This window comes from Gilliamella sp. N-G2, assembly GCF_002142215.1.
In the GTDB taxonomy this organism is placed as follows: Bacteria; Pseudomonadota; Gammaproteobacteria; order Enterobacterales; family Orbaceae; genus Gilliamella.
This window is the reverse complement of sequence record NZ_NAST01000004.1, coordinates 132,926-150,030: the sequence shown is the minus strand read 5'-3', so window position 1 is coordinate 150,030 and position 17,105 is coordinate 132,926. Positions and strand designations below refer to the sequence as shown.

Genomic DNA, 17,105 nt, shown 5'->3' with positions numbered 1-17,105 from the left:
GTATTATTTTTGAGATTTTTAACTATCAAACTTATTATAAAATCGCTAATCCTTTTTAATTATATAGTTTAGCTATAGGTAACTATTTATTTTATAATAATTAACTGGAATCGAAAAAAAGAGATTACAAATAATTGAAGAGCCTATACCATTTTAATATGTTATTTTCCTTAATTTACTAATGTTTGTAGATTATAACCAGTCAAAAAGCAATAAAAGTTTTGATTCATATTCGAAAAGTGAGGTTAAATGTAACTGTATTTTTTATTGAAAATATGATTTTTACTAATGATAAAATTACGGTATTTGAAGTAAGTTTTTTAAAATGGAGTTTTTAATCATTCTATCTGATAAAGATATACCACCGATACTCAATAATAGTATCGGCGGTAAATCATATTACATCCTATCAACGGTTTTAATACCAAGCATATCCAAACCTGTTTTAAGGGTTTTCGCTGTTAAAGAAGCAAGTTTCAATCTGCTAACTTTTAAACTTTCATTTTCCGCAGCCAAAATAGGGCAGTGTTCATAAAAACTTGAAAATAGGGTAGCGATATCATACAGATACGCACAAAGAACATGTGGAGTACCTTCTGCTGCAACAGTTGTGATTGTTTCATCAAATTGATTCAAACGAATTGCTAACGCTCGTTCCTTTTCAGTACCTAAATCGATATGACCATCTAGATTGTCTTCATTGATATTTGATTTTTTAAATACTGAAAGTACACGGGTATAGGCATACTGTAAATACGGTGCTGTATTGCCTTCAAATGACAGCATATTATCCCAATCAAATACATAATCAGTTGTTCTATTTTTGGATAGATCAGCATATTTAACCGCACCAATGGCAACTGCATCAACCACTTGAGCAAGCTCAGCATCAGAAAGATCAGGATTTTTGCTTTTAATTAATATTGCTGCTCGCTCTGTTGCTTCATCGAGTAGATCATTTAGCTTAACGGTATCACCTGAACGCGTTTTAAATGGTTTACCATCTTTACCTAACATCATACCAAACATATGATGTTCAAGTTTTAAAGATTCTGGGACATATTTTGCTTTATGCACAATCGCCCAAACTTGTTCTAAATGCTGGTGTTGGCGTGAATCGGTATAATATAAAATACGATCTGCGTGCAAGGTTTCATAACGATATTTTGCACAGGCAATATCGGTTGTTGCATAAAGATAACCACCATCTCGTTTTTGGATGATAACACCCATTGGTTCGCCTTCTTTATTTTTATACTCATCTAAGAACACAACGATAGCGCCTTCACTTTCAACGGCTAATTTTTTCTGTTTGAGATCAGCAACAATGCCCGGTAGCATGCTGTTATAGATACTTTCACCCATGGTATCTTCTAGTGAAAGTGTAACATTGAGTCGTTTATATGTGGCAATATTTTGCGTCATGGTAATATCAACCAGTTTTCGCCACATGTCACGGCAATATTCATCACCACCTTGAAGCTTAACGACATAATTACGGGCTTTTTCAGCAAAGACCTCATCTTCGTCATAATGTTTTTTTGCTGCACGATAAAAAGATTCTAGATCCGATAGATCCATATCGTTGGCCTGTTCGTTTTGCATTTTTTCAAGGTAAGCGATTAACATACCAAATTGGGTTCCCCAATCACCAACGTGATTAGCTCGAATCACATTGTGGCCAAGAAAATTTAAGACTCTAACACTAGCATCACCAATAATAGTTGAACGTAAATGACCAACATGCATCTCTTTTGCTACGTTTGGTGCTGAGTAATCAACTACAATAGTTTGTGGTTTAGCCGGTAAGGTGATATTCAATTTATCGCTACTTAACGCTACTTCGTTCTGCTCGGCAATCCAACTATTTTTTAAAAAGATATTGATAAAACCCGGTCCAGCAATTTCTACTTTATCGGCAATATCTTCAATATCCAGATGTTGTAATACTTTTTCTGCCAATGCACGTGGTGGCATACCTAATTTTTTAGCGGTAGCCATGATACCATTTGCTTGATAGTCACCAAATTGAACTTTGGCTGATTGCTTGATTAAAGCATCACAGTTTTTATCTGCACCAGCCATAATCATTGCTTGCGAAACTCGTTGCGTTAATAGTTGTTGAATGTTCACATTGTACCTAATCAATAATCATAAAATGAGGCATATAATACCGACAAACACAACAATTGTCACTGATTGCCTATAATCTTACCTTGGTTTAATTTGTATAAATTTGTATTTATCAACACATCGCCTGTTTACAATTCTATTTGTTACCACTAAACTACTCATCGTTCTCAACGGGGTGCCCTAATGGGCTGAGAGTGTCAGAAAAACTGACATAACTCGTCGAACCTGAACTGGATAATGCCAGCGGAGGGATTTGAGTTATTATACCTACTCAAACCTTTTGTCTTTTACACATTACTTTGGAGGCAAAATGTTTCGTAAAAACTTTTTACTACCTATTATTTTTTCTATTTCTCTATTTAGTCAAATAGCTTACGCCGAACTTCCAACCTTAACGCTATATACCTACAACTCATTTATGTCTCAATGGGGGCCGGGCGAGGCTATAAAAAAAGGGTTTGAAGCGCAGTGTAATTGCCAACTTGAAGTTGTCACTTTAGGTGATGGTGTATCGGTTTTGAATCGTATTCGTCTTGAAGGAGACAAAACTAATGCCGATGTTATTTTAGGGCTAGATAACAATTTATTAGAACAAGCAAAACAAGCAAATATACTTATTCCTCATCAAATTCCTAAACCAGACAACCTCAATACTGACTGGTGGGACGATAGCTTTATGCCTTATGATTTTGGATATTTTGCTTTTATCTACAATATAGACAAAGTCAAAAATCCACCACACTCCTTACATGAACTGGTTAACAATAAAGCTGGTTGGAAGATCATCTATCAAGATCCAAGAACCAGTACGCCAGGACTCGGTTTACTCTTTTGGATGAAAAAAGTGTATAGTGACAATGCAGTAGATGCATGGCAACAAGTAGCTAAAAACACTGTAACTGTTACTAAAGGTTGGAGTGAAGCTTATGGCATGTTCTTAAAAGGCGAGGCCGATTTTGTTCTCAGCTATAATACATCACCGGTGGCGCATATCATGAACGAAAATGATCACCATTATCAAGCAGCTATTTTTGATGAAGGACATTATCGTCAAGTAGAAGTGGCTGGCATCATAAAATATAGTCAAGAAATTGATTTAGCTCGCCAATTTTTACGCTATTTACTTACGCCAGAAGTGCAACGCCAATTTGCTGAAAAAAATGTAATGTATCCAATTATTAAAACCGATCTACCTAATGCATTTGCACAAATTAATTCGGTAAATAAATCGCTAGAATTTAAACCAGAAGAGATCGAAAAACATCAAAAAGCATGGATTCGAGAATGGCAAACGTCGATCAGCAAATAGACCGATATTGCTAATGTTAAATCTCAAGTCGTTGTTACCAGGAATTAGTGCTGCTAGTTTAATTCTCATTGTATTAAGTTCGGCACTTATCGCTATTTGGCGATTTGCTTTACAATCAGGAAATACAGAGATCTATATTGATAACTATGTACTGCATATAGTTTGGGTCACCTTTTATCAAGCGATATTATCGACAATATTCTCGCTATCATCAGCTATCCTAATGGCTAAAGCACTTTCCTTAATTGATTTTAAAGGTAAATTATTATTGATAAAAATAATGCCAATTACCTTTATTTTGCCAGCTTTAGTGGTTGTAACTGGACTTTTATCAGTATATGGTCAACAAGGTTTACTCGCTTATGTTTGCCAATTACTACATATTCCATTTCCATTTCACATATATGGATTGCAAGGTATTTTATTGGCGCATATATTTTTAAATTTTCCTTATGCTTGCTCGCTATTTTACAAAACACTAAACAGTGTTCCTATTGAACAAAAACAGTTAGCTGCGCAACTTAACTTTTCAACATTCACCTATTTTAAATTACTTGAGTGGCCATTACTTCGTAGACAAATCTTACCTATGGCGTCACTCATTTTTATGCTGTGCTTTTCGAGTTTTGCCATTGTGCTTGCTCTCGGTGGTGGTCCCAAATATACTACGCTTGAAGTTGCAATTTATCAAGCTGTGCGCGACTTTGATCTACTGCAAGCAGCATTACTTGCATGTTTACAATTAGTTTGTTGTATTGCCTTCATTGGATTAATGCAAAAGATAAACAGAATCGATAAAAAATTAACAGTAAAATTTACTCAAACAGACTATCGTTTACCTTTACCCAAAGGATTAAAAATTGTTAGTTCAGTGCTAGTTTTGATCGGTGAATTATTTATACTTTTACCGATGCTGACCATCATGTTTCAAGGTATCTATTTCTTTCAATTTTCAATGTTGACCTTCTCATTACAGCAAGCTTTACTTTTTTCAATCATTATTGCTTTTGGTTCATCAATTTTTGCCATGATACTGGGATTACTACTACTTTGGACCAATAGTCGACTACTGATAAATAGACAACCACGATTGAGTAATGGATTATTATTAATTGCATCACTGATACTAGCCATACCAAGTATGGTATTGGCATCAGGATTATTTTTATTACTATTTGACTATAGTAATAATGCCGTTTTTATCTGCTTATTGATGATGGTTTGTAATGGACTGATGGCGTTACCATTTATTATAAAAAATCTTGCCGTTCCAATGTATGATATTACAGCTCGATATTGGCGACTTACCCAATTACTGAATATTAATGGTTTAACTCACTTTTATTTAATTGATTTTAGAGGGTTAAGTAGAATAATATTAATGAGTTTTGCTTTTGCTACTGTATTATCAATGGGGGATTTTGGGGTAATAGCATTATTTGGTGGGCAATCAGTTATCACCTTACCTTATTATTTATACCAACAGATATCGCATTATCATTATCAAGAAAGTATAGTAACAGCGGCAATTTTGTTACTTTTATCGTTTAGTTTATTGGTTGTGATGGATTATGATCGAACTTCAAAAAATTGAATATCAATACGACAACTTCAATATGCAATTTGCGCTAAATCTTACTGCTAAAGAGCGAGTTGTCATTGTTGGTCCGAGTGGCGCAGGTAAAAGCACTTTACTGAGCTTAATTGCAGGATTTATTTTTCCTCATTCAGGGCAAATTATCCTAAATCATCAAAACGTCACCACAACTTTACCAGGTAATCGTCCTGTATCAATGCTATTTCAACATAACAACTTATTTAGCCATCTTACGGTTGAACAAAATATTGCCTTAGGTATCAAACCTGCATTAAAACTTAGTCAAACCGAAAAAAACACCGTCGGCGACATACTTGCTCGTGTTGGATTAGATGGGTTTAACCAACGTTATCCCGAACAACTATCAGGCGGACAACGCCAACGAGTAGCATTAGCTCGCTGCCTTATACAACATCGCCCAATATTGCTATTAGATGAGCCATTTTCATCCCTAGATCAAGCTCTACGTTTTGAAATGTTAGCATTAGTAAACCAAATCTGTTCCGAATTTAATCTCACGCTAATGATGGTATCTCATTACTTAGATGATTCTCTTTACCACTTCTCACGCTGCTTGGTTATCGAAAAAGGTAAAATTATCTTCAACGAAGTACCGAAACAACTTGCAGAAAACCTGAAAATAGCGAAGTTATTAAGGATTAAAAGTTAGAGGTTAAAAGAGTTAAGTAACGGGGTTTTTGAAGCGTTAAAACTATTCTTTTTCAGTTTAACTCAACAACGGCGTTTACAAAAGCTAACAATTTAAAATTAAAAAGCAGTTGCTCTGTTTATTTACAGTCACTATAATTTCAGTATAAATTAGTTATAACAATTGATTGTTATTCATTCGATAAAATAGAAAAAATAACAAATAAAACATAAGGTTACTTGACATGACTTTGGGAATGCGATATAATTTAAAACACCAAACACCAAACACCAAACCTGCCCAACCTATAGTTTAAGTTCTGCTTATTTTAGCAACCAAAGTTTCGTATCTCTTTATCGTTTATTTTTTCAAAAAATATCAAAACGAACATCAAACGTTAATCAATGTAAAGTTATCCCAAAAACAAATAAATCAAAGTTGTGTTCAATTCGACATAAATTTCATGTTGTAAATGTTTTTTCAGATAGTAACGATCTGAAAACGACAGTTTTTTATGATGTCTCATCATTGAAAAGATCTAAAAAATCTAGTTTTATTTTTGATAATTTATTATTAAAGATAGTTATTTCATTATTTATAACTAGTTTTTCTCAGTTTGCATATAGTTTATCTACTCATACATCTTTGACAATTAAAGGGTCATTACCATATATTGAATATAATAACACTCGCATAAAAGATATCTCTGAATTATTGAGTATTAAAGTAGGGAATACTGTTTATATAAGCGATGAAGCTGGAAATATGTACAAAAAAAATTCTGATGGTAATTTAGTCTCCGTAACGAATATATCTTTATCAAAGCCAGGAGATACATTTTCAAGTGTAAAATCAATAATAGTACCGGATAACAATAATTATTCATTTAGTATGATTGATAATAGCTTAATTGCAGATGATGATGGAGATAATGATTTCATTTTGAATGGTAATATTATAGGACAATGGAAAGACAGTAAGAATAATCTAATATTGGGGGATTTGAACGAATTACCTACTCATTGTTTTGGCCCTTATACATTAACTTTAAAAGCAGATAATGCACAATTGAGTACTAAATATGGGGATCCATCATCAAAAATATATGGTAGCGGAATTGCAAAATATATTATATATCCACATGATGATCAACCATCTATATGCTATGCAATGCCAGGAAGTATGTCTAATAATACTGGTATATTTTCAGGACCAACAAATATTTGGGATACGAATAAAGGGTTTTTAGTTCAATCTGCTCTTGGTCGAGATTACGCTCAAAATTTTCCAACTTTAGCAGGTGATAGCCTCTATTTTTATCTATTGATCGATGGAGCAAAAGAAGTACTGACATGGCCTACAGTAAAAGTTGGTGATATTACTGCGACGATGAAAAGTGAAGGAATAAATCGTGTATTAGTAACTATAACTGGTCCTATACCAACATCTAATAATGATGGAGCTATAGCAAAGAAACCATCAATATTACCAGCCAAATTTACTTTATCTGGAATGAATAGCAAAGGTGATATTGTTGCTAAATATGGGTTTGTTCTACAAAAATGGTTTGTTGTGCGTGATAAAAATATAATTTCACATAATAGTCGAGAACATACAAATTGGTGTTTAGCATTAGATGGAGTACCGGGTAGAACTGAAGATGTAAATGCTGATGAATACCGATTGCCTGATCCAGTAGATCTTACTTCTGCATCAGGAACTTTTACTTATGATAATTTTGTATACAATATTACAGGTTTAAATTTTCCTAATAAAAACTCTTTCTCTGATGGAGGTCGTTATTGGCGTCATATTGGTGGAGGATTATTTAGTGAATGGGGTAATTTAGTGGATTATGGTTTGAATATTAATCCAAATACATATTATTGGACAGGAAAACGTGTAAAACAACAAAGTGTTACAGATTGGGTTTATAATATTGTCCGTCCTTTAGATGGAAATATATCCGCAGAAATAGGTGATACTAGGGGATATCCGACATTATGTTTTACTCCTGATTGGATTGATTGGCTATAAATTATCTATAAGTAAAAATCTATTAAAAAAGATGTTATTTAGTATTAGGAATTATTTTATATCTACTTTAGGTAATAAATTAATCAACTAATAAAAATCCAGAATAGTTAAACATTAATACTTAAAAGTATATTGTTATTTAACGATAGTGTTTTTTACGTGCTTATAATTAAAGTGTGTATATTTTAATTGAATTGTTATGTTATATCCATTTAAAGACACTTAAAAATAAATGGATAACGATCTGTACATTTCCACTGAATATATTAGAAAAATGCCTATCTAATACTAATGTAGCTAAAAAGAAGATGTTTTCCATTTGATTAACCACTTTTTATTTAATCGACTTGATGTAATGTTACTCTTTACAGCTTACATATCTTAACAAAATATCTTTGGGTAGCGTTTGTCAAATTGTGAGAACTTCTTTATACTTTCCAAGTGCCAAGTTGTAGTTTTATTTTTTAAATAACACAAAAATATATTACATAGGATATAAAAATATGTTAAAATATAGATGTTTGGAAGCCAGCCAGCCAGCCAGCCAGCCAGCCAGCCAGCCAGCCAGCCAGCCAGCCAATATTTAATACCTAACTTACTATCCACATCCTCTTCATTAAGCGCTTTTTATCCTTATCCTTATCCTTATCCTTATCCTTATCCTTATCCTTATCCTTATTTTTTTCTTAATTTAACTGTTTCTTTTTATATAAAATTATTTTTTATTTTATCGCAAGCTTTCAAACAACTTATTATCGTTGTCCCTTTTTTCATATTATTAAACAGTCATATTGTATATGGTTTAACTGCTCATACATTAAATGCAATCAGAGGAAATTCACCAGAATTGATTAACACCAAAATAGCAGCTGATAAATATGGTTTTACTGTTAATGAAGTATTTTATAGCGAATCAAGTAGTAATATAAAAGAAGGTGAGATAAAAGAGTTTGATGGCAACTTAACGTTTAGTCAGTTTGTGGTAAAACTAGTAAATGATGATTTACTGGATACCAAAATTAATTATCAAGATACTGATGGTGATGTTGCTGATCCTACTCGACCATTTATATTGACACATATGAGTTATCAATGGTTTGATGCTAACGGTGTTAAAATTTCTGATAGTGATAAAGATAAAATAATTGGTTGTGGTAGTGGTTATGCTATGCCTTTGAACTTACAAATAAGCCTTCAAGCGCAAACATTTTCAGAATATGGAATACCTAAAGAAAGTGATATTGTGCCAATAACAAAAAATTATAAAATAATGGCAAAGTCGCAAATTTGTTATGCTAAACCAAATCAGATGATAACTTACCCTACTATGACATGGGCTAGTGTTCGTACAATTAAATATCAAAGTAAACAAAATTGTATTTTGATGGGATATACTGATAATGAATTTGAATTATCTATGGATGAAGACTTTGCAGGTCTTAGAGTGACAAGAGGATGGAATTTTGATAATTCAAGGGTAAGAAATAGCTATTGTGGTGGTGGCTATGATGCTGATGTTTTTGATCCAGTTAATGGTTTTAAAGTGTCAGCTTCTCCTCATTTTCCTACCACTGGTTTTCCAGGTGCGAAATTTCAATTAGTCATGACCGGTCATCAGGAGGATTTTGACTATAGCGTTTCGGCAAATCCGCAAGATAGTGTGGTTGTTGATAAAGCGGGTAATGTTATGTTGAAAAAAAAACCAGTAGGACTGGTGACTATAAGGGCAAAGTTTAAACATAGTGAACAGATACCCGAGCAAGTCTATTCCTTCAACTTATCAGGAGTTTGGGTTGTACCACATGGGCAAGGAGATAATCATTATACATATGAACAAATAGTACATTTGTGTGGAGGGGAACAAAATATACCTTCACGTGCAGAAATGACAAATTCCCCGAATGCACCAGCTTCATGGACGAAATACCCACTGGCATGGGATACATTTACTCGGACGATAGGTGAGGGATTGTTAAGTGAATGGGGAATGTCAACTAAGTATAGTTACCCGGATTCTGACTGGGCAGGAAGTGGATTACTTTGGTTTTATACAAGAGATCAATATGATGTATCATCAGATATAGCTGCAGGTTTGTCTGATCGGTTTGCTGCTGACGCATGGATAGGACAAATACAAGTCTGGGCAAAAAATAAACTTTTACGAGCAGTGTGTAAGCAGTAGCTGAATATTGTTAGGAAGTCTATTTATAATTTCTTGTAAAAAAGTAGGAATATAGTGAATTTTATTCAAAAATTAGAAGAACAATCACAATTTGAAGGTGTTTTATTATTTAAAGAAGGTGTGTTTTTACGTGCATATAATCAAGGCGTGTATATATTAACTGAATTGCTAGGTTATCCATTTAAAGTACGGGTGATAAAATTAAAAACACTTAAAAATAAATCGATAACGACCTGTGCATTTCCACTCAATACACTAGCAAAAAGGCTGTCTAACGCTAATTTAACTGAACTTGGGGTAAGTTATCCATATGCCTATAATCATGAAAGTTATAGTTTGTGGTTTCAGCGACATTGCCATGAAGAGAGCTTTGCGAACGAAAAGGCAATAGCCAGCAGTGAGCCGTTGAAAACGCGCGATCGGCGGGCGTCGGCGCTAGCGATTAAAAAATGCACTATAGAGAAAAATACCAACAGTATTTATATAAAATTAAATCAAAAACAAATTAATTATCTTTTAAATTGGCAACAAGGCTGTTATTCGCTTGAGGTAGATTATAAATTTATTCAAAGTTTAAAAAATAAGCTTAATTTTAGAACTAAAAATGGTGATATTGATTATTAATATAAATGCAATCAATTCAGATTATTAACACATTTTTCAACCACTTTTTGGGGTTTATTATTTGCTCTTAAGGTTTTGTTAATCTGTTTTTGTTAGTTTAGTGACCATTATTAATTGTGAATAATGGTCGCTATGCAAAAATTAGATAATTCTCCAGATTTTAATTGGCATTCATTGCTCTATGTAATTTTATTTTTTTGTTACTTTTCTTGTAGTTTGCAACTCTATATTGCTTTGTCTGGACATGCTAATTTTATTGGCTTACGTGATTCAATTATTTACAGCATGATTTGGTTAGTACCGGTATTATTTTTCCCTCGTTATACAAAAAAAATTGCTACTGTTTATGGCATTATAATTGGGGGATTATCTTTAATTTCTATTGGTTATTTTACCATATATCGGCAAGAGTTTTCACAGAGTGTCTTTTTTGTAATGGCCGAGTCGAATTATAATGAATCACATGAGTTTATCTCTCAATATTTAAGCATTAAGTTAGTTATAGTATTGCTGATCTATATATTGCTTGGTTTTTTTCTATGGCTTAAAGTTAAACCTATTTATGTTAAAAATATGACTAAATGGTTAGTGTCGATAATCATTGTTATTTATGCATTAATGCCGCTTTGTATTAGTGTTGTAATAAAAAAAATGTCGTTTCAACAAGCAACTCAGCATTTGCTAACGCGTATGGAAACCACGGTTCCGTGGCAATTAATCAATAGTTATTTAGCTTATCGTTCGCAACTTTCAAATATGGAGGATATTTTAAATCATCTGCAAACATTGCCTAAGTTTGAAAATTTAACTGATGCTAATGGTGATACGCCAAGAACATTAGTGTTAGTGATTGGTGAATCGACCACACGTACTCGTATGGGTATTTATGGCTATAAACGTAACACTACTCCATTGATTGAACAATTTAAGCAAGATAATCCTAATTTTATTGTGTTTAATGATGTGGTTTCATCAAGGCCTTATACTATTGAAATATTACAGCAAGCCCTAACTTTAGCAGATGAACAAAATCCAGATTTATATCTTAGCAAACCCTCGCTTATTCACCTTATGAAGCAGGCTGGTTATAAAACGTTTTGGATCACTAATCAACAGACGATGACAAAACGTAATACGATGTTGACCATGTTTTCTCAACAAGCTGATGAACAGTTTTATATGAATAATGATCGTAATCAGAGTTCACGCCAATATGACTCATCGGTATTTGAACCATTTAAAAAAGTATTACATGATCCTGCTGAAAAGAAATTTATCGTTATTCATTTGCTGGGTACGCATATGAAATATGAATTGCGCTATCCTCAAAGTGCAGATTATCAGCGTTTTAATGATAGATCAGATTTAGCGTTTAAACTGGATGATGATAAGTTAAAGGTTTATAACAGTTATGATAATGCGATAATCTATAATGATTTTGTAACAACTAAGCTATTTAATTTATTTAAAGATAGTCAACCAAATGGTTTTATGTTGTATTTTTCTGATCATGGTGAAGACGTTTATCAAACTTCTCCGCATGATGTTTTAGGTCGTAATGAAAAAGCGCCTACTAAGGTGATGTATACCGTACCATTCATGCTATGGCAGTCACCAAAATGGCTAGCTAGTCATCCCAATAACTATCAGTCCTATGTGAATAGAAAATTCAGTACTCAAGACTTGATTCATACTTGGTCTGATTTAGCTGGGCTTAGTTATAATTCCTATGCTCCAGAAAAAAGTATAGTAAATCCGAAATTTGAGCAACCGATTCGTTGGATTGGCGATCCTCATGATAAAAAAGGTTTAACTGATTTTGATAAGTTAGCTAAATAATAGTAGTAATTTGCAGATAAAGTAAAGGTATGGTATTGTATATTTATACAGTTATTTTAAAATGCTATTACATCTATTATGCGAAAAATTATTCATGTCGATATGGATTGTTTTTATGCCGCAGTCGAAATGAGAGACAATCCTCGTTATCGTAATATTCCTATTGCGGTAGGGGGTGATCCGCGTAAGCGAGGTGTGGTATCAACTGCAAATTACTTAGCTCGTCAATTTGGTGTCCATAGTGCTATGTCCATGGCACAGGCAATTAAGCTATGTCCTAATCTTAAAGTTATCCCCGGTCGGCATGCTGTTTATAAAGAAGTTTCTAATCAAATTCAGCAAATCTTTAAACGATATACGAAAGCTATTGAAACACTCTCCCTTGATGAAGCTTATCTAGATGTGACTGATTGTAAGCTTTTTCACGGCTCAGCTACTTTAATTGCTCAAGATATCCGTCAAGCGATATATAAAGAACTTGAACTCACTGCTTCGGCTGGTGTTGCACCACTTAAGTTCTTAGCTAAAATAGCTTCTGACATGAATAAGCCTAACGGGCAGTATGTAATTACACCTGAACAAGTAGGGAGTTTTATTGAGCAGTTACCGCTAAAAAAAATTCCTGGTGTGGGTAAAGTAACTGAGAAAAAGCTAACTGAATTGGGTTTATATACTTGCAAAGATGTGGTCAATTATGACTTAACAAAATTGCTTAATCAGTTTGGTAAATTTGGTCGAATTTTATATGAACGTTGTCAAGGTATAGATGAACGTGAAGTTTGTAATGATAGACAACGTAAATCCGTGGGCGTAGAGCGTACTTTAGTTGATGATATTCATAGTTGGGATGAGTGTTTAGTTCAATTTGATCCGTTATTTGATGAACTCGAAAAAAGATTAAGCAAAGTTCGTGCTGATTTATCGATTGCAAGGCAAGGTGTCAAATTTAAATTTGATGATTTTCAACTGACAACCCAAGAGCATGTATGGTCAAAATTGGATAAGGATGATCTGATTGAGCAGGCTTATAAAGTGTGGACAGAAAGACGAAATAATCGAGGTATAAGATTAATTGGTTTTCATGTCACTTTGATTGATCCTCAAGTTGAAAAACAGCTAATTTTTCAATTTTGATTGCTAACTGACGATCAAATAGTTATTTTTTACTGTTAGATCATGGTGAGATTTGTTAATGATTAAGGATCTGATTTAATGTTGATAAATCAGATCCTTGATTGTTATTTTGAATATATAGCTAAATGATTATTTTAAATTTTGACCATTAGTCTTAATTACATTTTTATACCATTCAAATGATTCTTTTTTATAGCGTTTCATGCTGCCTTTACCTTCATTGTCACGATCAACATAAATTACGCCATAACGTTTTTTCATTTCACCAGTAGTGAAAGATACTACGTCGATAATTCCCCATGCTGTATAACCAATCACATCAACACCATCGTAATCCATCGCTTTTTGCATCGCTTTGATATGAGCGCCAAGGTATTCAATACGTGGTTTATCATGAATTTGGTTATCGTGTTCTAGTTCATCTATCGCACCAAAACCATTTTCAACAATGAATAGTGGTAATTGATAACGATCATATAAACGGTTAAGAGTATAACGTAATCCTTCCGGATCGATTGGCCATCCCCAGTCACTGCTTTTAATGTATGGATTTTCAACCGCATTTGGAAGCGCACCATTGACGATATTGTCACGATGGTCATTTTTAGCATCAGCTTTTACCACTGTTGACATGTAATAACTAAAGCCAATGTAGTCAACTGTTCCTTGTTTTAAACAGGCTAAATCATCTTCAGTGATGTCAAGTTTGTAACCTTCTCGTTCAAACTCTTTTAATGCATAAGCTGGGTAATAACCACGTACATGTACATCAGGGAAGAAGAAGCGTTGATGCATAGCGATTTCTGATGCCATCATATCTTCAGGATTACAAGAATATGGATAGATTGGCACATGCGAAATCATACAACCAATTTCAAAATCAGGATTAATTTTCTTACCAGCAATTACCGCTTTAGCACTGGCTAATAATTCATAGTGTGCCACTTGATAAAGTACTTTTTGTGGATTTTCACCCGGTTTAACTTGTACACCTGAATTAGTCCAAAAGAAGATTGGATTACTAGTATCCATTTGATTGTTAATTTCGTTGAACGTCATCCAATATTTGACTTTATTTTTATAGCGTTCAAAACAACTAATTGCGAAACGTTCGAAAAACTCAACCGTTTTACGATTTCTGAATCCACCATAATGACGAGCAATATGTAATGGAATTTCAAAGTGTGAAAGGGTGATAACCGGCTCAATTCCATTAGCAATAAGTTCATCAAACACATCATCATAAAACTGTAGGCCAGCTTCATTTGGTTCTAACTCATCACCATTAGGAAAGATTCGTGTCCAAGCAATTGAAGTACGTAAACATTTTAAACCTAATTCAGCAAATAATTTAATATCCTCTTTATAATGATGATAAAAATCAATTGCAGTGTGATTTGGATAAAATTTACCAGCTTCGATATCTTGAGTGATTTGTCTTGCAACGCCATGAGCACCAGCGGTCATGACATCAACCACGCTTGGTCCTTTGCCCCCTTCATTCCAGCCGCCTTCAAATTGGTGGGCTGCTAATGCACCACCCCATAAAAATGGTTTTTTAGTCATTTTTGGTTCCTTGTTATTGCTTAATTTCAAATAAGATATCGTTAAGATTTACTTCAGTTTTATCAGTTAATGTGATCAATTGGTATTGATCAGTATTAACAATAATAATCGGTGTAATTAATGGGTAACCAGCTTGTTTAATTGCTTGCGGATCAAAGCTAATTAATAAATCACCCGTTTTAACTTGTTGTCCCATACTCACATGGTAACTAAATTCATTGTTAGTCAGATTAACAGTATCAATACCAACGTGAATTAATAATTCTACGCCATTATCTAAAGTTAAACCGATAGCATGTTTTGAACTTTCAAAAACGGCGGTCACTTTACCATTATAAGGTGCATAGACATGGTTCTCAGTTGGTTCTATCGCAATACCTTCACCCATCAATTTTTGAGCAAATGCAGGATCTGGAACTTCACTTAATGGATATACTTTACCAATCATTGGACTTGTTACATCGATTTCGTCGATAACGATTTTTGGTGTATCGTCTTCTAAATGTATATTATTTGCTTTTATTTCATTAGTTCCCAAAATTTGTAAAAGAAGGACTGGGCCAAATAACGCAATAGCTGAACCAAGTGCGACACCGATGAATGAACCATAATGTTCTGGATTAATTGCATTAACAATGGTTAATGGTCCAGGTAATGCAGCATAAGTATAGTAGTAAGGTGTAAAGAAGCCTGCAGCAATACCACCAAGGGAACCACACACACAACCATAGATAAATGGCGTTTTGAATCGTAAGTTAACCCCGTAAATAGCCGGCTCAGTGATACCAAATAGACCAGTGATAAATGCTGATAAAGAGACACCTTTCATTTCTTTAGAACGCGTTTTGATATAGAAACCAAGTGCAGCACCAACTTGACCGATTACGGCAATAGTTTGATAAGCTTGGAAAGAGTCTTTACCATATGTGTGAATATTTTCGATAATCACTGGTGTAATACCCCAATGAACGCCGAAAATAACAAATACTTGCCAAAATGCACCAATAATACCACCGGCAACCCATGGAGCAAGATTAACAATCCAATTGTAACCACTAGCAATATAATGTGCAGCACCAGCAGTAATTGGACCAATCGCAACTAAAGTCAATGGTACCATAATCACTAGACTGATTAATGGCATTAATATAGGTTTAATAATGCTATGTAATCTAGGCTCTAAGAAACGCTCTAAATAAGACAGCAACCAAACTAAAAATAGTGGTGGTAATACGGTTGACATATAAGTGGTTTCAGACAGCGGTAAACCAAATAAATCAAATGTTCCACCGTCCTTAATAAATTTTGCTATCTCTGCCCAGGTTGGTGAAAGTAGTGCAGCACAACACGCTACGGCAATATAGATATTACAACGAAAATGTTGCGATGCGGTAATGGCAATAAATATAGGTAAAAAAGTGAATGGTGCCCAAGAGATAAAACTAAATACTTGACAAGTGCTCGTTTTTTCAAAACCTGGGAAGGCCAGATTAATTAAAATCAAGATACCTTGTAATATCCCTGCACCAGCTAATACATAAACAAATGGGGCAAAAACGGCTGACATAGTGGCAATAACACGGTTTAAAATGCTACTTTTACTATTTACATCTACTTTATTACCACTTTTCATTAATTGGGTAAAGGCATTATAGACTTTATCTACATTAGTACCGATAACAATCTGAATTTGACCACCTTTTTCAACCACAGTGATAACGCCAGGGAATTTTGCAATATTTTCTTTAGCGTGTTCAGGCGTATGTTGCGTGACTAAACGCAAGCGAGTGGCACAACGAGCTACGGTAACAATATTATCTTCACCACCTAACTCATTTAATATATCAACTGCCAATTTATTATAATCTCTAATTTTAGATGACATTAATTATGCTCCTTTCAACAGGTAGGAGTGCTTATATTATCCTTAAATTAAAAATTGTTAATGACCAATTTTATTGTTTGTGATCTAGATCCCGTTTTCTCGCAATTTTGATTTAATAATTAATTTACAGGTATAAAATAAAAGCTATTT

11 protein-coding genes and 1 riboswitch are annotated in these 17,105 nt (G+C 33.7%); of the genes, 8 read left to right on the top strand and 3 right to left on the bottom strand.

What is annotated here, in order from left to right; all coding sequences use genetic code 11:
- Positions 1-399: 399 nt before the first annotated feature.
- Positions 400-2,133 carry an arginine--tRNA ligase gene (gene argS / locus B6C99_RS03600; RefSeq protein ID WP_086358575.1) on the bottom strand — a complete coding sequence of 578 codons (1,734 nt, stop codon included), beginning with the start codon at positions 2,131-2,133 and terminating at the stop codon, positions 400-402.
- 161 nt (positions 2,134-2,294) lie between these two features.
- Positions 2,295-2,403, top strand: a riboswitch (TPP riboswitch).
- A 40-nt stretch (positions 2,404-2,443) separates the two neighbouring features.
- Between argS and thiB the strand changes: the two genes are divergently transcribed.
- The 8 genes from thiB (at position 2,444) to dinB (ending at position 13,504) form a co-directional block, all read left to right on the top strand.
- A complete protein-coding gene (gene thiB / locus B6C99_RS03595) occupies positions 2,444-3,442 on the top strand; it encodes a thiamine ABC transporter substrate binding subunit (RefSeq protein WP_086358574.1) in 999 nt (332 codons plus the stop codon).
- 13 nt (positions 3,443-3,455) lie between these two features.
- Complete coding sequence (gene thiP / locus B6C99_RS03590) at positions 3,456-5,036, top strand: thiamine/thiamine pyrophosphate ABC transporter permease (RefSeq protein ID WP_086358573.1); 1,581 nt, start codon at positions 3,456-3,458, stop codon at positions 5,034-5,036.
- Positions 5,014-5,709, top strand: coding sequence for a thiamine ABC transporter ATP-binding protein ThiQ (gene thiQ / locus B6C99_RS03585; protein WP_086358572.1), 696 nt, complete (start codon positions 5,014-5,016; stop codon positions 5,707-5,709). Before thiP ends, thiQ begins: the two co-directional genes overlap by 23 nt.
- Before the next feature lie 507 nt (positions 5,710-6,216).
- Positions 6,217-7,725: a hypothetical protein gene (locus B6C99_RS03580; protein WP_086358571.1), complete on the top strand. Its 1,509-nt coding sequence runs from the start codon at positions 6,217-6,219 to the stop codon at positions 7,723-7,725.
- Positions 7,726-8,242: 517 nt separating this feature from the next.
- Complete coding sequence (locus B6C99_RS03575) at positions 8,243-9,907, top strand: hypothetical protein (RefSeq protein WP_086358570.1); 1,665 nt, start codon at positions 8,243-8,245, stop codon at positions 9,905-9,907.
- A gap of 54 nt (positions 9,908-9,961) precedes the next feature.
- The gene (locus B6C99_RS03570; protein WP_086358569.1) at positions 9,962-10,531 is read left to right on the top strand and encodes a hypothetical protein; all 570 of its coding nucleotides are present in this window, start codon (positions 9,962-9,964) and stop codon (positions 10,529-10,531) included.
- 132 nt (positions 10,532-10,663) lie between these two features.
- Complete coding sequence (cptA, locus tag B6C99_RS03565; protein WP_086358582.1) at positions 10,664-12,370, top strand: phosphoethanolamine transferase CptA; 1,707 nt, start codon at positions 10,664-10,666, stop codon at positions 12,368-12,370.
- Positions 12,371-12,448: 78 nt separating this feature from the next.
- Positions 12,449-13,504: a DNA polymerase IV gene (gene dinB / locus B6C99_RS03560; RefSeq protein WP_086358568.1), complete on the top strand. Its 1,056-nt coding sequence runs from the start codon at positions 12,449-12,451 to the stop codon at positions 13,502-13,504.
- 129 nt (positions 13,505-13,633) lie between these two features.
- Here dinB and B6C99_RS03555 read toward each other — a convergent pair whose 3' ends face one another.
- Together B6C99_RS03555 and B6C99_RS03550 are read right to left on the bottom strand one after the other, a co-directional pair.
- Entirely contained in the window at positions 13,634-15,070 is a 1,437-nt protein-coding gene (locus B6C99_RS03555; RefSeq protein WP_086358567.1) for a 6-phospho-beta-glucosidase, read from the bottom strand.
- Between the two features lie 13 nt (positions 15,071-15,083).
- Positions 15,084-16,955 (bottom strand): glucose PTS transporter subunit IIA, encoded by a 1,872-nt coding sequence (locus B6C99_RS03550; RefSeq protein WP_086358566.1) that lies wholly within the window; start codon positions 16,953-16,955, stop codon positions 15,084-15,086.
- Positions 16,956-17,105 lie beyond the last annotated feature (150 nt).